The sequence below is a fragment of the Pseudalkalibacillus hwajinpoensis genome, from assembly GCF_039851965.1.
Taxonomy (GTDB): domain Bacteria; phylum Bacillota; class Bacilli; order Bacillales; family Guptibacillaceae; genus Guptibacillus; species Guptibacillus hwajinpoensis_E.
Genome location: NZ_CP156674.1, coordinates 2,340,898 through 2,367,532 on the forward strand (window position 1 = coordinate 2,340,898; position 26,635 = coordinate 2,367,532).

Below are 26,635 nucleotides of genomic sequence, written 5' to 3' on the forward strand. Positions count from 1 at the left end.
CTAGAAGGATATGGTATAGTAAATTTGAAATTTTCTAACTATTAAAGGGGGAGAACTAGCATGGGGAAAAAGAGAATACTTAGCTTACTCGTAGTTATTCTATCAGTAGTGATGGTGCTCGGAGCATGTGGAGGAGATTCGGGTGGAGGAGAAGCAAATGGTTCGCCTTCAGAGCTTAGTTTATTAACAGGGGGAACTGGCGGTACGTATTTCCCACTTGGTGGTGAGTTAGCTAATATTATTCAAGATGAAACAGATATTGAGAGCGCTAACGCACAGTCCTCTGGAGCTTCTGTTGAAAACATGCAAATTCTCCAGGATGGCGATGCAGATATCGCATTTACTCAAACAGATATTGCAGCTTATGCAACAAAAGGTGAATTAATGTTTGAGGACGGTAAGGTTGATAATATCCAGGCAATTGGAACGCTTTATCCTGAAACCATTCAAGTCGTAACATTACAGGAGACAGGAATTACCTCAATCGAAGATCTAAAGGGAAAGAAAGTATCAGTTGGTGCGCCAGGAAGTGGAACATATGCGAACGCTGAACAGGTTCTTGAGGTTCATGGCATTACGATGGAGGATATTGATGCCCAGCACCTTGCTTTTGACGAATCAACGGAGGGAATACAGGACGGCACGATTGATGCAGCGTTCATCACTTCTGGAACGCCGACTGGAGCTGTAGAAGGACTCTCAGCTGTAAAGCCTGTGACGATCCTTCCAATTGAAGAAGACAAAGTTAGTGAGCTTGTTGAGAAATACCCTTACTATGCAGAAGATACCGTTAAGAGTGGTACGTACGGACTTGAAAGTGACGTACCGACAGTAGCAGTGCTTGCCATGCTTGTGGCGCGTTCAGACCTTGAGGAAGATTATGTGTATGAAGTGACGAAAGCGATATTTGAGAACTCCGATAAAATCACGCATGCAAAAGGTGAATTTATTACAGCTGACACAGCTCTAGATGGTGTCGGAATTGATCTTCACCCTGGTACGAAGAAGTATTTTGACGAGAAAGGGATCGAGTAGACCAGAAATCTACAAAAAAAGGATGTGACGGACGCAGGTGAAAAGCCTGCGTCTTCTTACCATGAAGCTTTCTGCCTCAACGAGACAATTTTTATATCAAACAAGCCTCGCAGCTGTCTTGATTGCGATTGTTTTTCTATATCCCTTCTTCCCGGTGATGGCGCTTGAAAATGGAGAGTCTGGAAAAGTTCTCGCATACGTACCGTTTGAAGACGATCCTACCAATTTTGATATTCGCTATACGCATTCTGTCCACAAAACACCTGTTCAGGAGTCGTATTATGTATCAGAATCAGGTGATATTATTCAATATGAGCTCTACTACGAGAGCTTTTCAGTTGGGATGCCTTCCAATGCAGGAGTTGGGGAACGATTTGTCCAGGATGAAGATGGCTACAAAATCAAGGGCATGAACCGCAAGTTTCCGTCCATTGACCTTCGAACGGGTCAGGTTGTAGCAGATCACATTCTCCTTGTCCAAAATAAAGAAATTAAATTAAGCAAGATTATAGAACCGGGCTCATGGGTTCATTTCGAATCAGCAACAATCAGCTTATGGCAGTGGATGAAAGGAGTTAATGTCCTTGACGGATAAAGATCAGCCTCCGAAAACAAAAGAAGATAAAGAAAATCTCACAGACGAACAAACGCAGGAATTGATGGCGAAGTTTGATCCAGAAGCAGGTCATCGCAGGCTGACAGGTATTATCGGATGGATATCCGTTATCGGACTTGTAGGCTTTTCAGTCTTTCAGCTCTACACAGCGATATTCGGAGTATACACCGCACAGCTTCAACGATCGATTCACCTGGCGTTCGCGCTTGGACTTATTTTTCTTCTCTTTCCTGCATCAAAAAAAAGACTTCGTAATCAATCGAAACTTAAATTTCAGGTTGCCTGGTATGATGGTCTTCTTGCGATTGTCGGAGTCTATGTTGGAATGTACTGGCCCCTTAACTTTGAAGAGCTTGTATTCAGAGTCGGGAGGCTTACGACACTTGATTTAATCGTTGGTTTTCTTGCGATTGTACTCGTACTTGAAGCAACAAGGCGAGTCGTTGGGCTTCCGATTACGATCATTACATCGGTATTCCTTCTTTATGCTTACCTTGGACCCTATATGCCGGGATTTCTACAGCATAGAGGCTTAAGCATTGACCGGATTATTCGATCGATGTACTTTACAACCGAAGGAATTCTTGGAACGCCGCTTGGTGTTTCAGCAACGTTTATCTTTCTCTTTCTCTTATTTGGAGCATTTCTCGTGAAAACTGGCGTCGGTCAGTACTTCAATGATTTAGCTCTTGTAATCGCAGGAAAGCGAGTTGGGGGGCCAGCTAAAGTTGCGATCTTCTCTAGTGCGCTTCAGGGGACAATCAGCGGGAGCTCAGTTGCAAACGTGGTAACCTCAGGTTCGTTTACGATCCCCATGATGAAGCGACTTGGTTATCGGAAGGAGTTTGCGGGCGGGGTTGAAGCTGCGGCTTCGACAGGCGGACAGCTAATGCCGCCGATCATGGGAGCAGCAGCATTCTTGATGGTTGAATTCATTGGTGGAGGCATCACTTACTGGGAAATTGCGAAAGCCGCGACAATCCCCGCACTCCTTTATTTTACTGGAATTTGGATCATGACCCACTTTGAAGCGAAGCGGATTGGCCTTCGCGGTCTGACTGAGGAGGAAATGCCTGATCGGAAAGCTGTTCTCTTTAAAATTTACCTGCTCCTTCCGATCGTAGCCGTTATTTTCTTCTTAATGTCCGGTACGTCCGTTACCCGCGCCGCGCTTTATGCGATCTTAACTGCGATTGTGGTAGGGGCGGTCAATAAAGAAACACGAATGGGCATTGGTGATTTTATTGACGCGCTTGCAAATGGGGCACGAACGGCGCTCGGAGTTGCAGCTGCAACGGCTGCAGCAGGGATGATCGTTGGTGTTGTAACGCTGACTGGTCTCGGACTTAAGCTTGCGAACAGTCTCGTTTCACTCTCAGGTGAAAATCTTTTACTTACCCTTTTCTTCACTATGATCGCATCGTTGATTCTTGGAATGGGTTCACCAACTACAGCGAACTACGTCATTACATCAACGATTGCGGCACCTGCACTGATCGTGCTATCCGTTCCGGAATTATCTGCGCATATGTTCGTGTTCTACTTCGGAATCGTCGCAGACATTACGCCTCCGGTAGCGCTTGCCGCCTTTGCGGCAGCTGGTGTATCAGGAGGGGAACCGCTCAGGACAGGGGTTCAGTCGGCAAAGCTCGCGATTGCCGCATTTATCATACCGTACATCTTCGTACTCTCGCCTGAGCTGATGATGATTGATACAACGTGGCAAACACTGCTCTGGGTGGTGTTCACCTCAATTACAGGGATGATCAGTATCGGGGCAGGCATGATCGGTTACTGGTACCGTCCCATGGCGATTGTTGAACGCATTGCGGCCGTTGCGGCTGGTGTGATGCTCATTTATCCGGAAGGCTTTACAGATTTAATTGGACTTGGCCTCTTTATTGCATTGCTCGTCCTTCAATTTGTGATTAAACAGGATGGAAAGAAGAAGGAAGTAGCGAATGCATAGAAAGGAAGCTGCTCACACTTGTGGGCGGCTTTTTTAATAAATCGTATCTAATTCCAGAGAAAAGAAGAGTGTGTTATGATGTAAGCGTCGTCAAAGCTACATATTAGCAATTGTAGAAAGGACTTCACGGCTTTTTATCGAAGTGAAACCTGTTAGCTTTTATTCAGAAGGAGGATCACAATGGATTATCGTATTGAACGAGACACAATTGGTGAAATCAAGGTACCAGCAGATAAAATGTGGGGTGCTCAAACACAGCGAAGCAAGCAGAATTTTAAAATTGGTAACGAACATATGCCGCTGGAGGTTGTGAAGGCTTTCGCGATTCTGAAGAAAAGCGCAGCGCTTGCGAACCAGCGTCTTGGAAAGCTTGAAGATGAGAAGGCAGAAGCGATTGTAAAAGCAGCGGATGAAGTGATAAGCGGCGAGCACAATGAACATTTTCCTCTCGTTGTCTGGCAAACCGGAAGCGGTACGCAATCAAACATGAATATGAACGAAGTAATCGCTTATCGGGCGAATGAACTTTTAAAAGAACAGGGTAGTGATGCACGCATCCATCCGAACGATGATGTGAACAAGTCACAGTCATCAAACGATACATTCCCGACAGCACTGCACGTGGCAGCTGTGCTTTCAGTTGAAGACCACCTGTATCCAGCGTTAATTGAACTGAAAGAAACACTTTATCAAAAAATGCAGGATTATGACCATATTATCAAAATTGGCCGTACGCATCTGCAGGATGCTACGCCACTTACACTTGGCCAGGAAATCAGCGGATGGCACCGTATGCTCGTGAAATGTGAAAACATGCTTCTTGAGAGCGTGAAATACATGAAGGAGCTTGCCATCGGTGGGACAGCAGTTGGTACTGGTTTGAACGCACATCCTAAATTCGGTGACATGGTAGCAGAAGAAATAAGCAACATGACAAATAAGACATTTGCGTCAGCGGAAAATAAATTCCATGCGCTCACAAGTCACGATGAGGTTGTGCACGTGCACGGAGCGTTGAAAGCACTTGCGGCTGATCTTATGAAAATTGCAAACGACGTACGCTGGCTTGCGAGCGGACCACGCTGTGGCATTGGTGAGCTTAACATTCCGGCTAATGAGCCAGGAAGCTCGATCATGCCAGGGAAAGTGAATCCAACGCAGAGTGAGGCACTCACGATGGTAGCGGCGCAGGTTATGGGTAACGACGCAACGATTGGTTTCTCAGCAAGTCAGGGGAACTTTGAGTTGAACGTCTTTAAGCCGGTTATCATTTACAACTTCCTGCAGTCTTCTAATTTACTTGCAGATGGCATGAAGTCATTTAATGACAACTGTGCGGTCGGAATTGAACCCAACGAAGAAGTGATTCAGGATTATCTGAAGAACTCGTTGATGCTTGTAACAGCACTTAACCCGCATATTGGCTATGAAAATGCGGCGAAAATTGCGAAGAAGGCACATGAGGATGGCACGACGCTTCGCGAATCTGCTCTTGAAAGTGGATTATTAACAGCGGAGCAGTTCGATGATATTGTCCGTCCGGAAGACATGATCGCACCAAAAGAATAATATGAAAAAGCGGGGTCGCTGAGATCCCGCTTTTCGTTTCTTTCAGGAGTGGAAAGCGCTTACGCTTTCCGAGGTAAGATAGCCATGATGCCTTTGTAGATCAAGACAAGAGCAAATAGCAGCACTGCTAGAAAGCCAACAACTTCGAAGACAGGATTGAGACTATCAAGGAATGAATCAGCCTCAGACAAACGAAGCAAAGCGAACCCAGCAATCATAGCGGCTACGAAAAGCAATGTTCGATCCAACATATCAGCACTCCCTTTGAAAGAAATATTTTTATTGCCTTACAAATATATGCGGTGGTGTGTGGGGTCAGACCCCTCTCTGACCCCCATTTATTATTTTTTTATTTTTGACGGAAATGGAAGAAGAGAAACGTTTGTATATGTGAAAGCTCTTGTGAGGTGAGGAGTGTGAGTGAACTGCTGAAATGGCAACCAGAAGAGGGATTCAAAGAGCAAGAGCTTGTTGGCATATCAGTGAAAGAGATGATGAAGGATGAAGGTTTATAAGGCTGGCTAGTAAAGATGCCTGAACTTACGGTTGCAATCGAACAGTAGCGTTTAATAGTAGTACAGTGCTTTAAAGGGATGGGGGACAGGCACGTGCCTGTCCCCCTATTTAAAAACAACAACAACAGCAAAGCCGCTGATCAATTTGATCAGCGGCTTTCACTATTATTTCTTTCAACTGCATTTATTTCCTTACTTCCACTTTGTCACTTTATCACTTTATCAGTATCCGTTACAAATAAGAAGATCTTCCCTTTATCCATTTCATCTTCATAGCGTTCTGATTCTTCTTTTGAGAAGCCGATTTCCTGCATTTTGCTGCGCAGTTCGTCGCCTTTTTTGCTGAATACATTCTTAAGGCTGCTTAGACCCATTTCCTTCTTACCGATTGTATTCGCATCAACGCCGTCTGCGACGCGTTCTGTGCGGTCATCGTCGTGGGAAAGCACGTAAATATCGTCTTTTGAAACTCCGATGTTGCTTAGTTCCTCAATGTCACTTTTCAGTTTTTCATCGTTCTGATATTCGCGTACTACTGGTCTACTCATAAATAGTGCCTCCTTCAAAGAATTGGTTCGTGTTATTTTATCGTCTCACAAGTACTATTCACGCTGCGGGCGAATTCTAAACGAGGAATTAGCACATTGATGTGCTGTGTGAATGGCTGGATTTGAGGCATAATGAGTTCAAAGGATCCTTTAAAGGGGTATAGGTGAAAAGAATGACCAATTCAGGAGGGCGATTCAAATGAGTTCAGATCAACTGGGTGTAAAACAGGGAAAGCTTGCGCCGTGTCCAAATAAACCAAACTGCGTTTCAAGTCAGAGTACAGGTGAGAAGCACGGAATGGATCCGATTCCATATAGTGGTACTTCTGATGAGGTTCTTATGAAACTAAAATCCATTCTAACCAACCGGAAGCGAACAAAAATCATTGAATCCGATCCCCATTACATAAGAGCGGAAGAAACGTCAAAGCTGTTCAAGTTTGTGGACGACATTGAGTTCTATATTGATTCAGCAGCTGAACACATCCACTTTCGCTCTGCTTCACGGACAGGATATTCCGACATGGGTGTAAACAGAAAGCGGATGAACGAAATCAAAGAAGAATATTTTCAAAAATAAGAAACAGGTGCCTGATCTGGCACCTGTTTTTCTATCATGAATATTCATTTGCTTCCTTATTTTCCTCTTCAAGTGTATCTTCATTCTCATCCTCACGATCGTTCTCATCCCTTTCAGAGGAAAGGAACCAGCCTCCGATTGCAATTGCAACGAGAACAACCCAGAACGTAATTTTCCAGGCAGGCTCTTTTGGGAATGTTTCGGCGAGAATGCCAAGACTCGGGTGGGCAAGCGTATAAACAGCAAGCTTCACACCGACCCAGCCGACAATCATAAACGCAGCTGTTTCCAGTCCGGGTTTACGGTGCAGCAGTTTAACAAAATAGTTAGCAGCAAAACGCATAATGATTAGTCCGATGATACCACCGGCTAGAACGACACCGAATTGTGCACCGTCCATACTTCCTACATTCGGAAGATCTGTGTTAGGCAGGGTCAATGCTAGTGCAACGGCAGCCAGGATGGAATCAACTGCGAACGCAATATCCGCAAGCTCCACTTTCAGTACGGTCATCCAGAAACCTGAACCCTCACTCGCTTTTTTCTTTTCGTTCTTTTCTTTCTTTCGACCGCTAAGGAAATATTTCTTAACAATATGATTCAAACTGAGGAACAGGAGGTAGATGGCACCGATCGCCTGCACCTGCCAGATATCAACGAGAAAAGAGATGATAAAGAGGGAGCCAATGCGAAAGACAAATGCGCCTCCAAGTCCATAGAACAGAGCTTTCTTACGCTTTTCTGGGTCGAGATGCTTTACCATAATGGCCATGACGAGAGCGTTATCTGCAGCGAGCACACCCTCGAGACCAATTAAGACAAGGAGCACCCACCCATACTCTAGCAAAAGACCAATATCCATTTTTATCTCTCCTTTACCTTGTTATGTAGTCTTCCCCATTAGAAAAAACCTTACCTTGGCAAGGTTTAACAAAAGCCTGCGGAGCACTTCTAGTGTTTAGGCTTCAAGTTACCCTGCAGGAAATGGTTTATCTGCCATTTTTGTTAATTACCCTTTTCTGCTTATTAGAAACCATAGCCCGTTTGTTTTGAAATCACATAAAAATGGTATATCGTAGAGTATGGAGGTGGAATCATGCGATTATCGAATAAAAAAGTGATTAGTCTTGTTCATCATGAATTTGAAGACCTTGAGCTAACATATCCTTATTACCGTTTGATTGAAGAAGGGGCAACCGTTCATTACGTTGGTGAAAAAGCAGATGAGAAATACATTGGGAAGTATGGTGTACCGGTCGTTTCCGACTACGCGTACGAAGATATTGATCCTTCAGAATATGACGCTATTCTTGTACCAGGAGGATGGGCGCCTGATAAAATCCGCAGGTTCCCTGAAGTATTAAAGATGGTGCAGCATATGGAAGAAAACAAAAAGCCAATCGGCCAAATCTGTCATGCCGGATGGGTGCTCATTTCAGCAAAAGTGCTTGAAGGAAAGAAAGTAACGAGCACACCAGGAATCCGAGATGACATGGAAAATGCCGGGGCAACATGGATTGACGAGCCTGTCGTTGTAGACGGACACCTTGTATCAGCACGTCGCCCACCGGATCTTCCACCATACGGCAAAGCTTTCGCAGATTTATTAGCGAATCAATAGGTTAAATGCTCACTCCAATAGGAGTGAGTTTTTTTATTCCGTGACGCGGTCTAATTTCCCTGTTGCCGGGTCAATAACGAGGCCATGGACTGGCAGATTCTTCGGAAGAAGCGGATGGTTCTCGATCATTGAAACGCTATCGCGTACCCCATCCTGAACGGTTGTAAATCCTTTCAGCCATGAGTGAAGATCAATCCCAACATGCTTCATCGAAGAAACGACTTCCTTAGTAACGCTCTCTTCCATCTTATGTAGAAGTTCGTTAGGATTGACCTTTCCCATTCCACAATCATGGTGCCCAATCACCCAAACTTCTTCTGCCTGAAGCTCATAGACCGCAACAAGAATGCTGCGCATAATACTTCCGAACGGGTGACTCACAACAGCTCCAGCATTTTTAACAATTTTCACATCGCCATTTTTTAAGTTCATCGCACGCGGAAGAAGCTCAACAAGACGCGTATCCATACATGATAAAATCACAACTCTTTTATCAGGAAGCCCTGTTGTTTCGTAGGGCTCATAGCCTTTATTTTCAACAAACTGTTCGTTATACTTTAAAACCTCGTTAAGTGTATTCATTGTTTAATCTCCTTACTTTTAATAATTTTTTTCATTTCCAATGTGATTTGGTACACTAATGTTAAAGATCCCTCAATTAAAGGAGTTTGTTATGAGAGATATACCGATTGACCAGCTGGTTCAGCAAATGAATGCCAGGATGAAACAGCTTACTTATAACGTTGAAGAAAACGATGCAGATGTAAACGGAATCCGCGAAGAATTGATTGCAATCAAAACGTATTGCGACATGCTGCTGCAGGCGTCTGAAACACGCGCGCCAAAGTCGCAAATAAAGCCGCTTGCGAAGCAGCAGGGAGTTGCCGCTCCAGCTCCAGTACAGCAGATCTCTTCCAAACCGTTAAAAGAAGACGACGCGAACGAGGATTCCATCTTTGATTTCTAATAAAGGCCGCTTAATCGCGGCTTTTTCTAATGCAATTTATATTCCGAATGTTTTCGGATAAACAACTTCCCCTTGAATCTCTTTTAGGGCATCTTTCTTAAGTTCTCTAAACATAAACGCGTCTCCTGCATCGAACGGTCCTGTGATTTCTTTATCAGATGCAGGTACAAATCCGAATCTAGAATAATAGTCCTTATGACCGAGAACAACGACGTGGCGATAGCCCAGGGAAGTTGCCCTCATTAGTCCGTCCTTAATCAGCATACCACCGACACCTTCACGCTGCCACTCTGGCATTACGGCGAGCGGTGCAAGTGCGAGGGACGGCACTATGCCGCTGCTCGTCTTGATTTGTATTTCGCTAAAAAGGAGATAGCCTATAGGTGTGCTTCGATTTTGAATGGCGACAAGTGAAAGCTCAGGAATAAAGAAATCCGATTCTCTAATCCGCTTCACTAACGCTACTTCTTTTTCTCCTTCAAACGCTTTTCGTAAAATGATCGAAATTGCTTCTTCGTCATTTTTCTCTTCTCGCACTTCTAGCATTCGTCCACCTCCTTTTCCTATTATTTTTTCAAAAATGAAAATAAAAAGCAACAAATGTGCTAAAACGATAAAAAGATGACTCATCTCAATTATTGGAAAAATGGAAATTACCGCGTTCCTACTGAACAGTGATCCAATTCACAGTTAGAAAAGGCATTTTGGAATGAAACATTCCAGCATGTAAGAATGATTTTCCAACATATTAATTGCTAGGAGGGGACAAATTGATATTAATCCCTAAAGAAAGGAGGGAGACAGAATGCCGGAACAATTCCCGATTTTTTATCCAGCAGAAGCTGATTCCATAAAAAATGCACATGATACCTACAACGTTTATGTGAACGATGATTATGTGGGCAGTAAAATTTTGTTCTCTCATTGTGAAAAAATTGAAGATCTAAGTGATTATCTTAACAATAAAGGCTTCTACAACTTCCAGGCGGAGGTTGAGGGAGACCATTACCGCCTGCAAATGGCAGAGCAGGACCAGGAAGAGGTCGTTAAAGACGAACTCCACAGCTACCTGCACATTAAATAGAAAGACGGTTCCAGATCCTAAGCTTTCGTTCTTGCTGAATCGCTGCGAACTGTGCATCTTCAATGCTCACTTCTTTAAAACGAATCGTACCACCCGGAGGAAGCTGAGCAATTAGTGGTAAATCAGGTCCAATGGCCGTTGCGATCCGTGTGTACCCGCCTGTTGTCTGACGATCAGCGAGTAAGATGATCGGCTGTCCGTTCCCTGGGAGCTGAATCCCGCCGATTGGAACTGCGTCTGAAATCACATTTCCGTCATGGCTCGTTTCAAGGTTTGAACTGAGGCGATACCCCATCCGATTCGATTGAGGTGACACTTCATGGGTGGTAGCGAAAAAAGCTTCCACAACGTCATCAGAAATTTGCTTATTGTGCGGACCTTTCACAACCCTTACTTCAATATCTCGATCATAATCAGGAATCTCGGTGTAAAATAGCCCGGTTCCTGCTTTTCGTTTCTCTGGATCACCAAAAAGCTCATCACCTGACTGCAGCTTTCGCCCCAGTCCTGCTGGCTCATAAACGGAACGGCTTCCCATATATACCTTAGCATCAAATCCACCAGAAACAGTAAGGTAAGCGCGAACTCCGTTCTGAGGAGCGCCGAATTCAAGCACCTGACCTTTTTTAACCACGACGGATTTCCAAAGCGGGATCCGCTTGCCATTAATCATTGGTGTTAAATTCCCGCCTGTAACGGCAATCACAAACGTTTCCTCAGCAATCAGTTCAGGTCCCTGCATCGTTACTTCAAGCGCTGCAGCTCCGCGCGGATTACCGACAAGAATGTTCCCTACTTCAAAAGCAAAGCGGTCCATCGCCCCTGATGAAGGTACCCCAAACTTCATATAGCCTGTCCTTCCTAAATCCTGATACGTCGTATATAATCCTGGTTTTTCAACAGAAAATAACTTCACCGATTTCCGACCCTTTCTATTTCAATGTCCTCTTCCATAAAACGTTTACGAAGCGCCTTAATAAACGAAAGCGCAGAAGGCTCATCACCGTGAACACAAACCGTATCCGCTTCAATTTCAATGATTGAACCGTCGACTGCGGTTACTTTTCCCTTTGTTACCATCGAAACGACCTGATTGATCGCCACTTGTTCATCGCGGATCATCGCATTTTTCTCAACACGTGGTGTTAACGTGCCGTCCGGCTGGTACGTCCGATCTGCAAATACCTCTGATGCATAAGGGAGGGCTGCATCCTGCGCCGCGCGGATCAGCTCCGAATTCGCAAGGCCAAACAGAATCAATTCTGGATCAAAATCTTTCACAGCCTGCGCAACGGCATTAGCAAGCTCAGGATCTTTCGAGGCCATGTTGTATAGCGCCCCGTGAGGTTTGACGTGTTGAAGACGAACATCATGGGCGCTGCAGAACCCGTGCAGGGCACCGATCTGATACAGAACGAGCGTATAGGCATCTTCTGGCGTAACGTTAATGTTTCGCCGTCCAAACCCCATTAAGTCTGGAAAGCCTGGGTGAGCGCCAATCCCAACGTGGTGCTCCTTCGCCCATTTCACCGTCTTATTCATAATGTGTGGATCGCCCGCATGAAATCCGCACGCTACATTCGCGGACGAAACAAGCTCAAGCACATGTTCATCCTGACCGATCACGTACGTTCCGAAGCTTTCACCAAGATCACTGTTTAAATCAATATGAAACGTCATACCGTTTCCTCCTTCCGCTTAAGCTTGTAAGTACCTTCCTCAATTTCACGTTGAATCCGTCTAAATTCTTCTTCACTTACCGAGTGAAACTGCAAATAGTCGCCAGGCTGAAATAAAAAAGTTTCCTCTTTTTCTGGTTCAAAGAGGCGAAGCGGCGTCCGCCCGATCAAATTCCATCCGCCAGGGGACTCAAGTGGATAAATGCCTGTCTGATTTCCAGCAATGCCGACCGATCCCGCAGGCACCGTTTGTCTCGGATTCTCTAGACGTGGCATCGCAATTCTTTCGTCAAGGCCGCTCAGGTATGGGAATCCTGGTAAGAAGCCAATCATGTTAACGAGGTAGTCGCCTTTTGTATGTAGTGTGATGATATCCTCAGGATTCATTTTTTTCGACTCGGCAAGCTCCTCAAGATCCGGTCCATAGTCGCCGCCGTATAGTGTTGGGATTGTGACGATGCTTTTTAGCTTAGTCTGTTCATTGTCGTTGTGACTCGCAACTTCCTTAAGATACGCAGTGATTTCTTCATAGGAAAAATTCCAAGGCTCATAATAAATGGTGACAGAGTCGTATGCGGGGACCCATTCGGTGATACCTGGCTTGCTGCTTGATGCAAGCTCCCTGCAGAAGACTTGAATTTTTCGATTAAGTGCTGGTGAAACCTCTTCATTGAAAGTAAGCTTCACTGCCGCTTCACCGAGCGGATCAAATGTGATCGTCATAGTATGTTCTCCTTTCATTAAATTGACGCGGATAAACGTAAGGTGTTAATTACATATTCGTCTGGCGTGCATCGTTTGTAAAACTAATTGTACAGAAGTTTCAAAATTACAACAAATTCACCATGGAAAACGATCGCAAAAGCCTTATAATGAGGGTAGAAATTGATCAACAAAGGAGATCGTTATGAAAATAAATACTGCACGCTTTGGAGAAATGGATGTTAGCGAAGAACGTCTGATGACATTCGCGAACGGCATCCCCGGTCTCGAGCACTTTACGACATACTGTCTTTTACCAGCAGATGACAAAGATGAGTCTCCTTTTTACTTTTTACAATCAACCGAAGAAAGCGGCCTCTGCTTCTTCCTCGCAGATCCATTTTCCTTCTACCCTAATTACGAAGTGAACCTTGACGACAGCACGCTCAATCAACTGAACATCGAGGACCCAAAACAGGCGCTCGTTCTCGCTATCCTCACCGTTCAGGGTTCATTAAAAGATGCAACTATGAATTTAAAAGCACCGCTCATTATCAACACAGCGCAACGCACGGGGAAACAGTTGGTCTTGAAACAGGAATATGGGATCAAAGAACCTCTGCTGAAGCGAGTGACTGCAGAGGAGAGTGAGTAAATGCTAGTACTCGGACGCAAAAAAGGCGAATCGATCGTCATTAACGATGAAATTGAACTAAAGATCATTAGCATTGAAGGCGACACAGTAAAGCTTGGCATCGAAGCACCAAAGAACATCGCCATCCACCGCAAAGAAGTGTATGAAGCGATTCAATCAGAGAATAAGCTTGCCGCCATGCAGGAGTTTAGCCTTGAAGACTTGAAGGAGTTCAGGAAGAAGACAAGATCATAGGAGGTTCGTGATGAGTTTCTTTGAAGGCGTTTATCAGGTGAATGTCCGTGTTAGTGATATTGAAAATGCTGTGAAGTGGTATGAACAAGTGTTGGGGCTTCATGTGACAAAGAACTATGGCGGAACCGTTGTTCTCGGGTTTAATGAAGGGCATGATACAATTTGTTTGATTGAGTTGAAGGAAGGGGAAGAACTTTCTTCAACTAATAGCGGCTCATACCCCGTCCTTCATCTTGCTGAGGCGCATGCTGAAACGTTTAAAGATGAACTTAAAGAGCGTGGAATTCAAGTTGATGAAGAGGCAGGTCAAGCGCATTTTACATTTACGGATCCTGACGGGAATGTACTTGAAGCTTATCTTCCAGGGCTTTATGAGAAAAAAGATTTTGCGCATTTAAGGTGATGATTGATTAGAGAATGAACCGCTACCTTTTTGATGCGGTTCTTTTTTAATTGTTTTTCAGAAAACTATTAAACATCCCAAAACTCCTGCCGATAATAGTGTTGTTAGGAAATCCAAACGGATGTAGATTTTCTTGATAAAACATTACACGGAGGTAGATTAGGAATGATTATTAATCACAACTTAGCAGCAATGAACACGTACAACCAGATGGGTGCGAACCAATTGAACGCATCTAAGAACATGGAAAAACTTTCTTCAGGACTAAGAATCAATAACGCAGCAGATGATGCAGCAGGACTTTCAATTTCTGAAAAAATGCGTGCACAAATTCGTGGGCTTGATCAGGCGTCCCGTAATGTTCAAGATGGAATAAGCCTCTTGCAAACTGCTGAAGGTGGTTTGAATGAAGCACATTCTATTCTTCAACGTATGCGAGAACTTAGTGTACAAGCAACTAACGATACTAACATCACTGAAGATCGCGATGCGATTCAAACTGAATTAAATGAACTTACATCAGAACTTGGAAGCATCAATACCCGTACTGCATTTAATAAACAAAACCTACTTGATGCTTCTTCGGAATCTGCTAGTGATGGAAGTATTACGCTACAGGTTGGAGCAAATACTTCAGAAACAATGGTGATGGATTTTGCTAAAAAAGGTATTAACTTAAATGATATTGTAGGTACTGATTTAGCTTCTTTATCTGTGGCAACATCAGGTGACGCTGATACTTCTCTTCAAGCTATCGAAACAGCTATTCAAGATGTAAGTGCTGGTCGTTCTTAAATCGGGGCATATCAAAATCGTTTTGAACACACAATCAATAACCTTGGCACAAGTTCTGAAAACTTGACTGCTGCTGAATCCCGTGTCCGCGACGTAGATATGGCAAAAGAAATGATGGACTTTACTAAGAACAACATCCTTAACCAGGCATCACAAGCAATGTTGGCTCAAGCCAATCAAAGTTCTTCTGCAGTGCTTCAGCTGCTAAGATAACTGATTGAAAGGGCGTCTTATCTGGTAACGGATAAGAGCATAACCGGGTGAATTGCTGGAACTTCCTTAAGCTTGATTCCCCACAACGTGACTGGAAACGGTGAGCGTGATGGGTTGAAAAGAATCAGGATTGGATAATCAGCAGCCAAGCTCCTGTCTCGAAAGAGTGGAGAAGGTTCAACGACTAGGATAAACCATCTAAGGCAGAAACTATGATGATGAAATCCGTAGGGTGGCAGATGCCATTCGAAGTGCCCGGCCCTTTCGAACACGAAAGGTGAAGATATAGTCTATTCTGTATCCGAAAGGAGCAGTGGCAAAGCAAGCCAACCAACAGCCACAAGCTGTACTACAACTTCTTCGTTAATTTACTTGAAAAGATGGTCTTCAATTGGAGGCCATTTTTTTATTATTAAACGACAGGGAGACTAGCTCTGAAACTTTGAGAAGTTTTGATATTGACTACTGAATCTGTTAAGTGAAACAAAACAGACGAAATTCCCAAAGAAATCCCATCCAATAAATTTCTCGACCGATACGCAGCAACGGCTGAACTGCTGGGCTTTATGGTGGATCAGAAAATTTAAGTGGTCGAACTCTCCGTGGAGGGTTCTTTTTTTAGGACTTTTTACACCTTAAACAATCGGCTTACCCTGCCGATAGTATCAATAAGAGAATGAACGGAGGAGATGTTCATGAGGATTTCCGGATTAGCGACGGGAATGGATACAGATCAGATGGTAAAGGATCTCATGACAGCGGAGCGTATACCGCTTGATAAATTGTCTCAAAAGAAGCAAACCCTTGAGTGGCAAAAGGAATCATACCGTGAATTGAATTCGATGATGTCAGATATGAGTAGCACGGCTTCATCGATGCGATTGCAGTCTGGCTATAATGCCTATAAAACAGTATCATCAAACCCTGGTGCCGTTAGTGTTACGTCAACGTCAGCATCAGTACCGGGCTCTTATACCGTTACAGTAAATGAGCTAGCTCAGAGTGCAAAGTTCACGTCTGGACAAGCGATTCAGAACGAAGCAGGCACAGCAGCGAAAGGGACAGATAAAGTTCTTCAAACAGGTGAAGCGGATACGACCCTTCAGCTCACGAATAGTAAAGGCAAAACGGCATCGATCACAATTACAGCGACAGATACATTTAAAAGCCTTGCTGAAAAAATTGCGGGCGCAGTAGACGATGCAACAGGTGAAACGTTAGGAATGAGAGCGAGCTTTGATGATACAACTTCTCGTTTCTTTATTTCCTCAAAAGCCATGGGCGGGGATGAGTCGTTCACACTTTCAGGTTTCAGTGATGTGAATGTAGAAAATCGCATTCTTGGCGGCGCCGCCAATACAGCTCAAGGAACATACGGTTCAGTTACATTCGACGGTATTGTTGTTGATAATCTTAAAACCAATTCAACTACAATCAACAATATGAAGCTTGACCTCGTGCAGAAGGGAACCTCAACGGTTTCCGTACAGAGTGATGTTGAAGCACCTTTTGACATGATCAAGTCCTTCGTCGAGAAATACAACGAGTTTATTGATAAGGCGCAGGGAATGCTTTCGGAAAAGCGAAACAGGGACTTCCCGCCGCTGACGGATGCCGGAGGGAAGATTTATCAGAGAAAGAAATCGAGCTGTGGGAAGAAAAAGCGAAGAGTGGAATGCTGCAGAGTGATGCAACAGTGAGAGGCATCGTGAGTGATTTACGAAGCGCATGGATGTCACCTGTGAGCGGAATTCCAGCAGGTGAGCTCAGCATGCTTTCTCAGATTGGCATTAATACAGGTTCCTATCAGGATGGTGGAAAGCTGTTTATTGATGAAGCGAAGCTAAAGAACGCACTCGAGCAAAAGCCTGATCAGGTGATGAATCTATTCACAAGCGGAACCGACGGGATCGGTGATCGCCTCTATGACAGTGTAAATAAAGGAATTGATCAGCTTGGGAAAAAAGCAGGCACCCCTGGCACATTAGTCGATAGTAGTTTTCTATCAACAAGATTGAAAGATCTAGATGAGCAAATGCGAAACTGGGAAGGTAAGCTGGCTACTGTTGAAGATCGTTACTGGAAAGAGTTTCTGCGTTGGAAACAGCAATGAATCAACTGAATCAGCAGGGTGCCTGGGTACAACAAAACTTACTTGGTGGGATGTAGAGATGAAGAGAAATGACGCATTGAATCAGCTGCATGTTGTGACAAATCAAATTGCGAAGTCGCATGCTAACTTGAAGCCGTCTATGGATGACAATGAGCCGGAGCGACTTGAAGGCATTAATCATATGATCAACCGGAGGGAAGAAACGATTAAGCTCCTGGATCATGCGCTGAGTTCTGAAAGCAACAACTGGACGGAAGATGAGCAGAGCTTACTGGAACAGCTGAATATCCTCGAAGAGATGATTCAGCCGAAACTGTCTGAGCTATATTCAGCCTTCTCTGATCAGATGAGAAGGCTGCAGCAGGGAAAGACAGCAGCGAATAAGTACAAGTCATCAGCACAAATGTACACTGACGGCGCATTCTTTGATCAGCGTAAATAGGAGGAACGTTCTATGGCAATGCACAACCCATATCTGACGTATCAGCAAAATGCCGTTGCGACGTCATCTCCTCAGGAGCTTACCCTGATGCTTTATAACGGCTGCATTAAGTTTATCCGTCTTTCTGCTATGGCATTGGAGAAAAGCAATATGGAAGCGAAGAACACGAACATTATTAAAGCACAGAACATCTTATATGAACTTCGCTCGTCATTAAATATGGAAATGGAACTATCAGCGTCCATGGATGCGCTTTATGAATACATGATTGCACAGCTTGTTTCTGCGAATATCAAGAATGATAGTAACCTTTTAAAGGAAGTGGAAGGCCTTGCTGAAGATTTCCGAAATACGTGGAAACAGGCGATGGAGCAAGCGAAATAAATGAAATTGGATAAACAAAGAGGGTGAAAGCAATGGAAAAAACATCTGTGCTCGGAGTCCTGCTTGGCTTCTTCGTTCTTGTAGGGGGGCTTAATCCTAAAAGGAGCGAACCCTGCAGCACTAGTAAACCCCGCTGCCCTCGTGATTATTTTTGTTGGAACAGCAGCGGCCTTACTAATAGCATTTCCTTTTAATGAAATTAAAAAGTTTCCTAAACTTCTTAAAATTATCTTCTCGAATCAAAAGTTACTTACTGAAAAAGAACTGATTCCAATGTTTCGAGAATGGGCGACGGTGGCTCGTCGCGAAGGTTTGCTTTCTCTTGAAAACAGTCTTGAAAAGATTGATGATACCTTTTTGAAAAGCGGTTTTCAAATGGTGATTGATGGACATTCCCATGAGGCGATTGAGGAAATTTTGGTAGAAGATATTGAAGCAATGAAAGAGCGCCATAAAATGGGTGCCGGTATTTTTACACAGGCTGGTACGTATGCACCAACTCTCGGCATCCTTGGAGCTGTAGTTGGTCTTGTAGCGGCGCTAAGTCACCTTGGCGACATGGAGCTGCTTGGGAAATCAATTGCAGCTGCATTTATTGTGACGCTGTTTGGAATTTTCACAGGATATGTTCTCTGGCATCCATTCGCAAATAAGCTGAAGCGTAAATCAAATGCTGAGGCGCGCATTAAAATGATTATGCTCGAAGGTCTTCTCGCTGTTCAGTCAGGCGCTTCACCCCGCATGGTAGAAGGTAAGCTACTCGTTTATCTGCCGAGTAAAGAACGTAATCTTGAGGATGAGAAGAAATTAAGTAATGCGGAAGTCGGCGAAGGAGTAGGGCGCTGATGCGTAAGAAGAGGCATGAGGAGCATGAAGAACACGTTGATGAAAGCTGGCTGATTCCATATGCTGACACTTCTGCTTGCGTTATTTATCGTTCTGTTTGCAGCAAGTACCGTTGATGCAAAAAAGTATGAAGCGATTACCCAGTCATTTCAAGAAGTGCTTAGCGGAGGGACGGGGATTCTTGAAGGTGAGCCTGCTATGCTTGATCGAGAGGATGGTTCATTTGTTGGGATGACAGAAGAACCTGAGAAAGAGGTAACGGATGAGGAAGATCCTACTGAGGAAGTAGAATCAGAAGAAGCCATGAAGCAGGATCTGAACAAGCTCGAGCAATTACAGGGGCGAATCGATGAATACATTGCAGATCAGGATTTGGATTCGTTTCTGAAAACAAAGCTCACTGAAGAAGGACTTTTGATAACGATTAAGGAAGCGGCACTTTTTCAAAGCGGTAAAGCGGTTTTAACGGGTGATGCAAAGAAACTAGGTAAAGAAATTTCTTCACTTCTCGTTACGGATCCGCCCAGGTGTATTACGGTAACCGGTCATACGGTTAATCGACCAATTAAAACATCGCAATATCCTTCGAACTGGCATTTAAGTTCTGAGCGCGCATTGAATTTCATGACGGAATTATTAAAGAATGGTGCCCTTGATCCAAAGTTATTTAGCTTTACAGGCTACGGTGAATATCGTCCGATTGAATCCAACTCCACTGAAGAGGGCAGGGCGAAGAACCGTAGAGTTGAAGTGGTAATCCTCCCCTACAACGTTGAAAACTAGAACATGAGGTGAAGAAATGAAACGGATACTGATTATCCTTCTCGCTGCATTTGGTATCGTAGCAGCAGGCGCTGTGGTAGCCGTCCTTTTTTTGGATATTGATTTAAAAAAGGTCATGGCACAGGATGAGAAAGAACCAACAGCGGAAGAGCTTGCTGCAAGGAGCTATAGCATGGAATCACTAACTACAAATCTATCATCAGATCACTTTGCCATCGTGCAATTGAATTTACTAGAAGACAACGAGAAGAGTTACAAAGAGCTTGAAATTCGTAACCCCGACTGCGTGTTCTGGAGCAAAGTGAGCCTTCGAAGCATCATGATTCTGATATCCAGTCCGTTGTTATCCAGCATCCTTCTGCAAAAAACGAACGGAATTCTAAGGCGATCAAGCTTCATCAGCAAGGTTTCACAGTCACTGACATCGCGAGGCTACTGAACTGTGGCACTGGTGAAATTGAGCTGATTGTGAATATGTATGGAAGGTCCTGAGCAACGATGAAAATTCAGGCTAATCCGTTACTTGAACCTGTTAAGAAGGAGACGCAGAAAGCGACCATTCAGAAGGGATTTCAATCTGTGATGAGTGAAGCTTCAAAAGAATTGAAGGGTGTTGCTCTTCAACGATTGTTAACACAGATTGACGAGCAGGGTAAGATACTCAGTAAAGAACGAACCTTTCAAAACTTAACCGCCTATAAACGAATGGTTAAGCAGTTTTTGGAAGAAGTCGTGAGCGGAGGTCTGTCGCTTTCAGAGAAGAATAGCACAGACGCTTATGGAAGAAGTCGAACGTATAAACTTGTTGAAACGATAGAAAGCAAGCTTGTCGAGCTTCAAGAAGAAATCCTTGAGAAAGAGAAGGCTGGCGTAAACCTGTTGTCGTTAGTTGGTGAGATCAAGGGAATGCTCATCGATCTCTCTCTCTAGTTCTATCTACCCAGTGAAAAAAGGAAGTATTGACTCATGTGATTGGACATGAGTTTTTTCTATAATTAAAATAAGAACATACGTTCGAATTTGTGGTTGTGATTTTTTGCATTCAGAACACTTTCTATCCTACACAAAGAGAAAGGAGAGGTGAGGATGAAGAAAAGGTATTCAGTATTAACGGATAATGTGTTTGAGGAATTGAAGGAAAACCTCCTTTTTCAATCGTTTATTCAAGAGGAGGAACATTGGACAAGTTTGATGGAGCTAAGGGAGAAGCCTGAGTGTGATTCGTTCGCAAAAGTGAATGCTCTCTTTCACAAGTATTACGTTGAGATTCGTTTTATTGCTTATGTAACGAAGTTGATTCGTTATACCGCAATTAACTTTGATCGAAAGAGGAGGCTCGAGAACCTTCGCTATCCACTCACCCTCGACCAACCGGTAGGAGTGAAGGGGAATGCCTGGGTTGATTTTGTTGAAGGAAATAAGCCGTGTGTGAACTACGGATTTGAAGAGCAGTTCGCTTCTAAATCTCTCTACTCTGCCTACAAAAGACTAACCAGTAAGCAGAAGGAAGTCCTTGATCTATCTTATCGAATAGAAGCAACAGACACTGAAATTGCAGAAGCATCAGGGATTTCCCAGCAGGCAGTCAGCAGGAGAAGGAAACGAGCACTCGAGAAGTTAAGGGAAGCACGAAAGGAGAGCGGACAATGAACTTAACAACTGTCATTAACGCTATGATTGGTGACCTTGGATTTCCGATCGTCATTTCGCTTTATTTACTTGTACGTCTTGAGAAGAAGATTGATGACTTAACAAACGCCGTTTCTGAACAGGAGACGAATAAGAAGGGATGACTATGGAGAGAAGACTTTATACACTTTTACAGCAAGCGAAACAAAACGACGAGGAAGCCTTCTCTCGCATCATCAGCCAGTTTGAGAAAAAGCTGGAGGCAGAGCTCAGGCAAACCTCCTACCAGTACCGAGATGATCTTCGCCAAGAGCTTTATATAAAAATCTTGGAAGCGGTAGAAAACTATCATCTTGAAGACGTCCCGGACTTTGAACAATTTATGAAGAAGATAAGGAAGGATTAGGAAACTTATTCTCTACCTTTCTCGTAAAGAGAGAATAGAGGGGTGGGGGTGAAATGCTTAACGTAAATATCGAGGAAGCAAGCTATGAAAAGGGTGATAGGGCCATTCAGCAAATCACATTCAACGTGGAAAAAGGTGAGCTGGTCGGACTTTTAGGGGCAAATGGAGCAGGGAAAAGCACAACAATTAAAGCGATATTGGGTTTGTTGAAGGAGTGGAAAGGGAGCGTCACCTTAGATAACGGTGCTCGCTATGCCTATGTACCGGAGCAGCCGGTGTTTTATGACGGTCTAACGCTCTGGGAGCATCTTGAATTAGCAGCTGCCGCTTCTTCACTTGAAGATTGGGAAGAATGGGCGCGCGAGCTTGCAAGTTACTTTAAGCTTGAAGAAGTGATTCATAACTTTCCTTCAAGTTTCTCAAAAGGAATGCGACAGAAGGTGATGCTTATTACAGCATTCATGTTAAAACCCCATTTGTACATCATTGATGAGCCGTTTCTCGGATTGGATCCAAGGGCAACGAAGGTTTTTCTGAGGCTACTTGAAAAGGAAAAGCAGCGGGGGGCAGCGATCCTAATGTGTACCCATGTGCTGGATACGGCAGAGCGCATTTGCGACCGGTTCGTCGTGCTTTCAATAGGAACAGTTCTTACAGAAGGAACGCTTGCTGAAATGAGAGAGCGGGCAGGGGTGACAGACGGCTCACTGCTTGACTGTGTCGATGCTCTGGAGCAGAAAAAATGATTGCATATCAACTATTTCGAAAAAGAGTAGATGATGATCGTCGTTACAAGCTTCGCACCATCAGTTCGGCACTGGATTGGACAGTCTGGTTGTATATTTTGATTCCGGGTCTCGTAATTTCGGTCGCCTATTACCGCTCCTGGTGGCTGGAGGCGCCCGAATGGCTTTCAGGCATTCCGGAACAGGCTGCGGTCATTCCATTGTATATGTGTTCAATTTCATGGGCGCTTAGAGTTTATTCCGAAGACGCTGATCAGGTGTATCTACTACAAAATAAGACGTTGATGAATGGATTGAAAAGATGGGGGATTCTTTATTCGTTAGGGAAAGGGATGTTAATAACTGCCATCGGTGTCGGCGCGATGCTTCCATTGCTTCTAACTGGCTGGGGATGGGGACTTGAGCGAAGCGTACTAACAGGGGTTTTCTTACTGCTTGTCAGCTGGAACGGAAGAGCGGCTCACTATTTTATTGAGCTAGCGATTCCATCGATTTGGATCAGGTGGCTTCCTATTTCGCTCTTGAACATGTGCTCCATTGGACTGGTTCTTGTCGTGAATGGTGTGATATGGAGAAATGAATGGCTTGTTCTGGTGACAGGTGTTTGTCTATTGCTACTGCTCGTTGTTCAGTTGAAGCGCAGGCTCACAATTCAAGGAACATTTTTTCATGATGTTGTGAAAGAGCGGGGTTATAAGCAAAACATCACGAAAATACTGCTTGGAAATGCGGCTTCTAAACCGCTGATCGTTCGAACGAAGCCGTTTCTGTTCCAAAACTCAACACGGCTATTTAAGAAGAGGGATCCCGAGATAAGAATCCTTGATGTGTACGTGAAATGGCTGCTTCGTTCGGCGGGCAAAATGCAGTTCTATGCACAGGTGGTCGGATGGAGCAGTGCAGCTATTGTACTACTGCCAGCGATAGTGAAAGTAATCGTATTGCTCTTCTCCCTTTATGCTCTGATTGGACTGTCAAAAGCAGACTGGCGTGAGTTTTCAGAAGGAAACTATGCGCGCTTATTTCAGTGGAGAACTGAACTCTTGACTGGCAAGCAGGGACTAAAGGTTGTGACCGCTCCCTGTTTTCTACTACTATGTGTGACCACTGGCATCGCTTTTCCGGGCTGGGCTACTATTATTCTCTTTCCGATAACTGGTTGGTTTTTGATGAATGAAAGTCTTCGTATCGTGAATAGAACGGCAGTGATGCGTTCTTCATGGTCACAAGAATCGAACGGTCTATGAACAATTTCGTTATTCGTTGCTTCCTTCAATGACTATCCGCTATGATGGGAGAGTAGATTGACATGAGGGAGCGGATGAACACATGAAAATATTCTTAATCATTGGCGCGCTTAATGCTGCGCTTGCTGTTGGACTTGGTGCCTTTGGTGCCCATGGATTAGAAGGACGATTGTCAGCGAAAATGCTAGAAACCTTTAAAACAGGTGTTCAATATCATATGTATCACGCACTAGGCTTAATTGGCGTCGCGCTTATTGCAGACAGGCTATCAACAGGACTTGTGCAGTGGGCAGGCTGGCTCATGTTTGCTGGTATCATTTTGTTCTCAGGGAGCCTGTATGTACTGAGCCTAAGCGGCATCAAAATCCTTGGAGCCATCACCCCACTCGGTGGAGTTGCCTTCATCACAGCATGGATTCTCCTAATCGTCGCCGCGTTTAAGATCGGGTGACAGGCACCACCCGCTTTTTCCCAGCCTTAAGGGGCAGTAAAACCCCCACCTCAGGAATGTAAATCAATCTAGACGTTTAGGTGGGGGTCAACTGCCCCTAAAGGTCCGATTGGTTCAACTAACCATCAGAGGGGAATGAAGCAAAACCCCCTCTGATGGAAGTTTCACTTTATATCGAACTGTGTCGAAGAAATCAAAAAGCTGCCGGAAAGTCGGCAGCTTTTTTTGCAGGTTATCTTGGTGAATACTGGGTGATTTGCTGAAGGGGATAGCTATATTCAAGCTCTTCATCAAACGTAATGTAATCAAGGTAGATCATCAGAAGAATATACCGTTTGCCTGTTTGCGGATCGGATAAAATAATATGATCGCGTCCAGCTGCTTCAATGACACCTTTAAACACCTTCGCATTCCATTTCTCGTTATTTTCGAAGGTCATATAGATAGTAGCAATTTTACCTAGATTTAATCGGAGAATGTTTTCAATATAGGATTGCTCGACAGGTAACTGCCCCGGAAAGCCCTGAGTCCCTGGAGACGTCGCGCCCTGTACTTGCTGCCCCTGTCCGGGATAGCCTGAAGGATACTGGGCCATCTGTCCCCCCTGTTGCGGCATCTGATTGTAACCGCCGCCCTGATTTTGTGCTGGTGAAGTGTTCCAGTATTGATTGTTCATCATAACCCTCCTTGAGCATTCTCTTAGAAGCTGTTATACACATCCGCACACTCAGTTTCAGTAGGCTTGAAGAAACAATGTGATTTGAAACGACCTGAGTTCCACTGGTTATACCATTGACTAGGACAGGGGCCACCAGGTTCAAAAAACCACAGCGCATAACTTGCAGGATGATACTTTGTGCCTTTAATGGCTTTACGAGCAAGTCGTTTATCCTTTTCACGTGCTCGCTGATAGAAATACCCTTTCTGTGTTGCCTCAAATCCACCGGGACTCTGGTAAACCATGTTTGCCATGTTGTTGATGTTCTTAAAATCAAGACACCTCACTCTGACCCGATTCACCCCAACATTCCCCACCATCAACATACCAAGCTGACCCTCACCCTCAGCCTCAGCGCGCATCAACCGCGCCAGAAGATTAACATCATTCTCATTGTATTGAATTACCGCCACAACCCCACCTCTTCCCAGTAGTCCCCCATACCGTATGCTAGAAGTAAGATAAATGCCATGGCTCTACGTAACTCATTGTATGTACGAATCAAAGGAATATGACATGAAGGTGAAGGAGGCAGTCTGCAAAAGTGGAAGGAAGCATTAACATGAAAATCAAAAATAAAACCCCCACTGAAAACATCGCATTTTCAGTGGGGGTTTTTCTAATTATACATATAGAAACTTTGATAGTCTTTCTTTTGGAAGGTGTGTACCAACAAAGAAGGTTCCAAATTCGCCATAGCGTGCGCTTACTTCGTCAAAACGCATTTCGTATACAAGCTTTTTAAATTGTAGAACATCATCAGAGAAGAGCGTAACGCCCCATTCCCAGTCGTCGAAACCAACGGAGCCGGTGATGATTTGCTTCACCTTTCCAGCATAGCTGCGCCCAATCAGGCCGTGGCTTCGCATCATTTCACGACGATCGTCCATTGAAAGCATATACCAGTTGTCATTGCCTTCGCGCTTCTTATTCATTGGATAGAAACAAACGTAAGGGGCTTCTGTTAACTCTGGCTTAAGGCGCGCCTGAATGCGTGGATCGTTGTCAGGATCGCTGTCTTTACCAGCCATGTAGTTGCTGAGCTCGACAACGGATACGTAAGAATAAGCCGGAATTGTATACTCAGCGAACGTTGTTTTATTAAAGGCATTCTCAATTTCATTTAATTCTTCCATTGTCGGGCGAAGGAGCATCAACATAAAGTCTGCTTTCTGACCAACAATCGAATAAAGAGCGTGACTACCTTGCTTGTGTCCTGCTGTAACTTCCCACTTTTCGAGGAAAGTAAGAAACTCATTAATAGCGTGTTGACGATCATCGCTTGAAAGCTGTTTCCATGCTGTCCAGTCCATGCTACGGAAGTCATGAAGGCAATACCAGCCGTCAAGAGTAACTGCTGCTTCATTCATATCTAATTCACTCCTTATCAATTCTCCACCTCTACTATACCAATACTTCCCCGTGTTTAAAAGCAATTGAGGTGACGAGGGTTTGAAACCCGACAGAAGGATCGATCGCATTCAAAAAAAAGAAGGAACAACAGCATTTAAAGCAAAAGTCTGGACATTTCTTGTACTGTAGGAGGAGTGTATTGAAACAGTTAACCGAGTCTAAAAAGCAGCGGGCATTCGTCAGAAAAATAGAACTTTTAAGTGCAAAGGCTTACAACCGTGGATTTGTTTTCGTTTTTAGGGAAAAAAGAGTATCGTAGGGATTGGATATTA

The 26,635-nt window shown here is 44.2% G+C and carries 34 protein-coding genes and 3 pseudogenes; 26 read left to right on the top strand and 11 right to left on the bottom strand.

Features of this window, described 5'->3' with window-relative positions:
• The first annotated feature begins 60 nt into the window (after nucleotides 1-60).
• The 4 genes from ABFG93_RS12280 (at nucleotide 61) to fumC (ending at nucleotide 5,189) form a co-directional block, all read left to right on the top strand.
• Nucleotides 61-1,035 carry a TAXI family TRAP transporter solute-binding subunit gene (locus ABFG93_RS12280; RefSeq protein WP_347548320.1) on the top strand — a complete coding sequence of 325 codons (975 nt, stop codon included), beginning with the start codon at nucleotides 61-63 and terminating at the stop codon, nucleotides 1,033-1,035.
• Nucleotides 1,036-1,072: 37 nt separating this feature from the next.
• The gene (locus ABFG93_RS12285) at nucleotides 1,073-1,630 is read left to right on the top strand and encodes a DUF1850 domain-containing protein (protein WP_347548321.1); all 558 of its coding nucleotides are present in this window, start codon (nucleotides 1,073-1,075) and stop codon (nucleotides 1,628-1,630) included.
• On the top strand, nucleotides 1,614-3,620 hold the full coding sequence (locus ABFG93_RS12290) for a TRAP transporter permease (RefSeq protein WP_431521997.1): 2,007 nt from the start codon (nucleotides 1,614-1,616) through the stop codon (nucleotides 3,618-3,620). Before ABFG93_RS12285 ends, ABFG93_RS12290 begins: the two co-directional genes overlap by 17 nt.
• A 180-nt stretch (nucleotides 3,621-3,800) precedes the next feature.
• Entirely contained in the window at nucleotides 3,801-5,189 is a 1,389-nt protein-coding gene (fumC, locus tag ABFG93_RS12295; RefSeq protein ID WP_347548322.1) for a class II fumarate hydratase, read from the top strand.
• Nucleotides 5,190-5,248: 59 nt separating this feature from the next.
• Here fumC and ABFG93_RS12300 read toward each other — a convergent pair whose 3' ends face one another.
• Together ABFG93_RS12300 and ABFG93_RS12305 are read right to left on the bottom strand one after the other, a co-directional pair.
• The gene (locus ABFG93_RS12300) at nucleotides 5,249-5,440 is read right to left on the bottom strand and encodes a hypothetical protein (protein ID WP_347548324.1); all 192 of its coding nucleotides are present in this window, start codon (nucleotides 5,438-5,440) and stop codon (nucleotides 5,249-5,251) included.
• 470 nt (nucleotides 5,441-5,910) lie between these two features.
• The gene (locus tag ABFG93_RS12305) at nucleotides 5,911-6,252 is read right to left on the bottom strand and encodes a general stress protein (RefSeq protein ID WP_347548325.1); all 342 of its coding nucleotides are present in this window, start codon (nucleotides 6,250-6,252) and stop codon (nucleotides 5,911-5,913) included.
• Between the two features lie 199 nt (nucleotides 6,253-6,451).
• Between ABFG93_RS12305 and ABFG93_RS12310 the strand changes: the two genes are divergently transcribed.
• Nucleotides 6,452-6,832: a DUF1499 domain-containing protein gene (locus tag ABFG93_RS12310; RefSeq protein WP_347548326.1), complete on the top strand. Its 381-nt coding sequence runs from the start codon at nucleotides 6,452-6,454 to the stop codon at nucleotides 6,830-6,832.
• A 34-nt stretch (nucleotides 6,833-6,866) separates the two neighbouring features.
• Here ABFG93_RS12310 and ABFG93_RS12315 read toward each other — a convergent pair whose 3' ends face one another.
• Nucleotides 6,867-7,694: a TerC family protein gene (locus tag ABFG93_RS12315; protein ID WP_347548327.1), complete on the bottom strand. Its 828-nt coding sequence runs from the start codon at nucleotides 7,692-7,694 to the stop codon at nucleotides 6,867-6,869.
• A gap of 234 nt (nucleotides 7,695-7,928) precedes the next feature.
• Between ABFG93_RS12315 and ABFG93_RS12320 the strand changes: the two genes are divergently transcribed.
• On the top strand, nucleotides 7,929-8,453 hold the full coding sequence (locus tag ABFG93_RS12320) for a type 1 glutamine amidotransferase domain-containing protein (protein ID WP_347548328.1): 525 nt from the start codon (nucleotides 7,929-7,931) through the stop codon (nucleotides 8,451-8,453).
• A 33-nt stretch (nucleotides 8,454-8,486) separates the two neighbouring features.
• Here ABFG93_RS12320 and ABFG93_RS12325 read toward each other — a convergent pair whose 3' ends face one another.
• Nucleotides 8,487-9,035: a beta-class carbonic anhydrase gene (locus ABFG93_RS12325; RefSeq protein WP_347548329.1), complete on the bottom strand. Its 549-nt coding sequence runs from the start codon at nucleotides 9,033-9,035 to the stop codon at nucleotides 8,487-8,489.
• 91 nt (nucleotides 9,036-9,126) lie between these two features.
• On the opposite strand from ABFG93_RS12325, the gene ABFG93_RS12330 reads away from it, so the two are divergent.
• On the top strand, nucleotides 9,127-9,420 hold the full coding sequence (locus tag ABFG93_RS12330; protein WP_347548330.1) for a YwdI family protein: 294 nt from the start codon (nucleotides 9,127-9,129) through the stop codon (nucleotides 9,418-9,420).
• 36 nt (nucleotides 9,421-9,456) lie between these two features.
• On the opposite strand, the gene ABFG93_RS12335 is transcribed toward ABFG93_RS12330, so the two are convergent.
• A complete protein-coding gene (locus ABFG93_RS12335; RefSeq protein WP_347548331.1) occupies nucleotides 9,457-9,966 on the bottom strand; it encodes a GNAT family N-acetyltransferase in 510 nt (169 codons plus the stop codon).
• Nucleotides 9,967-10,225: 259 nt separating this feature from the next.
• On the opposite strand from ABFG93_RS12335, the gene ABFG93_RS12340 reads away from it, so the two are divergent.
• Nucleotides 10,226-10,504 carry a hypothetical protein gene (locus ABFG93_RS12340; protein ID WP_347548332.1) on the top strand — a complete coding sequence of 93 codons (279 nt, stop codon included), beginning with the start codon at nucleotides 10,226-10,228 and terminating at the stop codon, nucleotides 10,502-10,504.
• Here ABFG93_RS12340 and ABFG93_RS12345 read toward each other — a convergent pair.
• From ABFG93_RS12345 to pxpB, 3 genes are read right to left on the bottom strand one after another with little or no spacing between them, the layout of a single operon-like run.
• Entirely contained in the window at nucleotides 10,497-11,420 is a 924-nt protein-coding gene (locus tag ABFG93_RS12345; protein ID WP_347548333.1) for a biotin-dependent carboxyltransferase family protein, read from the bottom strand. The two genes, ABFG93_RS12340 and ABFG93_RS12345, sit on opposite strands and share 8 nt — an antisense overlap.
• Complete coding sequence (locus ABFG93_RS12350) at nucleotides 11,417-12,184, bottom strand: LamB/YcsF family protein (RefSeq protein ID WP_347548334.1); 768 nt, start codon at nucleotides 12,182-12,184, stop codon at nucleotides 11,417-11,419. The genes ABFG93_RS12345 and ABFG93_RS12350 overlap by 4 nt, the downstream gene beginning before the upstream one ends.
• Nucleotides 12,181-12,906, bottom strand: a complete 726-nt coding sequence (gene pxpB / locus ABFG93_RS12355) for a 5-oxoprolinase subunit PxpB (RefSeq protein WP_347548335.1) — start codon at nucleotides 12,904-12,906, stop codon at nucleotides 12,181-12,183. The genes ABFG93_RS12350 and pxpB overlap by 4 nt, the downstream gene beginning before the upstream one ends.
• Nucleotides 12,907-13,090: 184 nt before the next feature.
• Here pxpB and fliW point away from each other — a divergent pair, with 184 nt between their 5' ends.
• From fliW to ABFG93_RS12445, 18 genes and pseudogenes are all read left to right on the top strand, one after another.
• Nucleotides 13,091-13,540 carry a flagellar assembly protein FliW gene (gene fliW, locus ABFG93_RS12360; RefSeq protein WP_347548336.1) on the top strand — a complete coding sequence of 150 codons (450 nt, stop codon included), beginning with the start codon at nucleotides 13,091-13,093 and terminating at the stop codon, nucleotides 13,538-13,540.
• Nucleotides 13,541-13,774 carry a carbon storage regulator CsrA gene (gene csrA / locus ABFG93_RS12365; RefSeq protein ID WP_347548337.1) on the top strand — a complete coding sequence of 78 codons (234 nt, stop codon included), beginning with the start codon at nucleotides 13,541-13,543 and terminating at the stop codon, nucleotides 13,772-13,774.
• Between the two features lie 10 nt (nucleotides 13,775-13,784).
• Nucleotides 13,785-14,177, top strand: a complete 393-nt coding sequence (locus tag ABFG93_RS12370; protein ID WP_347548338.1) for a VOC family protein — start codon at nucleotides 13,785-13,787, stop codon at nucleotides 14,175-14,177.
• 165 nt (nucleotides 14,178-14,342) lie between these two features.
• Nucleotides 14,343-15,185 (top strand): annotated as a pseudogene (locus tag ABFG93_RS12375) (flagellin).
• A gap of 695 nt (nucleotides 15,186-15,880) precedes the next feature.
• Nucleotides 15,881-16,885, top strand: coding sequence for a flagellar filament capping protein FliD (fliD, locus tag ABFG93_RS12380; protein WP_347548339.1), 1,005 nt, complete (start codon nucleotides 15,881-15,883; stop codon nucleotides 16,883-16,885).
• Nucleotides 16,861-17,298: a flagellar filament capping protein FliD gene (gene fliD, locus ABFG93_RS12385; protein ID WP_347548340.1), complete on the top strand. Its 438-nt coding sequence runs from the start codon at nucleotides 16,861-16,863 to the stop codon at nucleotides 17,296-17,298. The genes fliD (ABFG93_RS12380) and fliD (ABFG93_RS12385) overlap by 25 nt, the downstream gene beginning before the upstream one ends.
• Before the next feature lie 58 nt (nucleotides 17,299-17,356).
• Nucleotides 17,357-17,740: a hypothetical protein gene (locus tag ABFG93_RS12390; RefSeq protein WP_347548341.1), complete on the top strand. Its 384-nt coding sequence runs from the start codon at nucleotides 17,357-17,359 to the stop codon at nucleotides 17,738-17,740.
• A gap of 12 nt (nucleotides 17,741-17,752) precedes the next feature.
• Nucleotides 17,753-18,124 (top strand): flagellar export chaperone FliS, encoded by a 372-nt coding sequence (gene fliS, locus ABFG93_RS12395; protein WP_347548342.1) that lies wholly within the window; start codon nucleotides 17,753-17,755, stop codon nucleotides 18,122-18,124.
• Between the two features lie 32 nt (nucleotides 18,125-18,156).
• Nucleotides 18,157-18,970 (top strand): annotated as a pseudogene (gene motA, locus ABFG93_RS12400) (flagellar motor stator protein MotA).
• Nucleotides 18,967-19,753, top strand: a pseudogene (gene motB, locus ABFG93_RS12405) (flagellar motor protein MotB). The pseudogenes motA and motB overlap by 4 nt, the downstream one beginning before the upstream one ends.
• A gap of 345 nt (nucleotides 19,754-20,098) precedes the next feature.
• Nucleotides 20,099-20,245: a DUF6115 domain-containing protein gene (locus ABFG93_RS23105; protein ID WP_431522090.1), complete on the top strand. Its 147-nt coding sequence runs from the start codon at nucleotides 20,099-20,101 to the stop codon at nucleotides 20,243-20,245.
• A gap of 6 nt (nucleotides 20,246-20,251) precedes the next feature.
• Nucleotides 20,252-20,683 carry a YaaR family protein gene (locus tag ABFG93_RS12415; RefSeq protein WP_347548344.1) on the top strand — a complete coding sequence of 144 codons (432 nt, stop codon included), beginning with the start codon at nucleotides 20,252-20,254 and terminating at the stop codon, nucleotides 20,681-20,683.
• A 156-nt stretch (nucleotides 20,684-20,839) separates the two neighbouring features.
• Nucleotides 20,840-21,403: a sigma-70 family RNA polymerase sigma factor gene (locus ABFG93_RS12420; RefSeq protein ID WP_347548345.1), complete on the top strand. Its 564-nt coding sequence runs from the start codon at nucleotides 20,840-20,842 to the stop codon at nucleotides 21,401-21,403.
• The gene (locus tag ABFG93_RS12425) at nucleotides 21,400-21,546 is read left to right on the top strand and encodes a YvrJ family protein (RefSeq protein WP_347548346.1); all 147 of its coding nucleotides are present in this window, start codon (nucleotides 21,400-21,402) and stop codon (nucleotides 21,544-21,546) included. The genes ABFG93_RS12420 and ABFG93_RS12425 overlap by 4 nt, the downstream gene beginning before the upstream one ends.
• Nucleotides 21,547-21,548: 2 nt before the next feature.
• Nucleotides 21,549-21,788: a helix-turn-helix domain-containing protein gene (locus tag ABFG93_RS12430; RefSeq protein WP_347548347.1), complete on the top strand. Its 240-nt coding sequence runs from the start codon at nucleotides 21,549-21,551 to the stop codon at nucleotides 21,786-21,788.
• Nucleotides 21,789-21,841: 53 nt separating this feature from the next.
• On the top strand, nucleotides 21,842-22,534 hold the full coding sequence (locus ABFG93_RS12435) for an ABC transporter ATP-binding protein (protein WP_347548348.1): 693 nt from the start codon (nucleotides 21,842-21,844) through the stop codon (nucleotides 22,532-22,534).
• Nucleotides 22,531-23,781, top strand: a complete 1,251-nt coding sequence (locus tag ABFG93_RS12440) for an ABC transporter permease (protein WP_347548349.1) — start codon at nucleotides 22,531-22,533, stop codon at nucleotides 23,779-23,781. Before ABFG93_RS12435 ends, ABFG93_RS12440 begins: the two co-directional genes overlap by 4 nt.
• A gap of 82 nt (nucleotides 23,782-23,863) precedes the next feature.
• Entirely contained in the window at nucleotides 23,864-24,232 is a 369-nt protein-coding gene (locus ABFG93_RS12445; protein WP_347548350.1) for a DUF423 domain-containing protein, read from the top strand.
• 232 nt (nucleotides 24,233-24,464) lie between these two features.
• Here ABFG93_RS12445 and gerQ read toward each other — a convergent pair whose 3' ends face one another.
• From gerQ to hemQ, 3 genes are all read right to left on the bottom strand, one after another.
• The gene (gene gerQ / locus ABFG93_RS12450) at nucleotides 24,465-24,911 is read right to left on the bottom strand and encodes a spore coat protein GerQ (protein WP_431521998.1); all 447 of its coding nucleotides are present in this window, start codon (nucleotides 24,909-24,911) and stop codon (nucleotides 24,465-24,467) included.
• Nucleotides 24,912-24,931: 20 nt separating this feature from the next.
• Entirely contained in the window at nucleotides 24,932-25,363 is a 432-nt protein-coding gene (locus ABFG93_RS12455; RefSeq protein WP_347548351.1) for a cell wall hydrolase, read from the bottom strand.
• Nucleotides 25,364-25,573: 210 nt separating this feature from the next.
• Entirely contained in the window at nucleotides 25,574-26,320 is a 747-nt protein-coding gene (hemQ, locus tag ABFG93_RS12460) for a hydrogen peroxide-dependent heme synthase (protein ID WP_347548352.1), read from the bottom strand.
• Nucleotides 26,321-26,635: the final 315 nt, after the last annotated feature.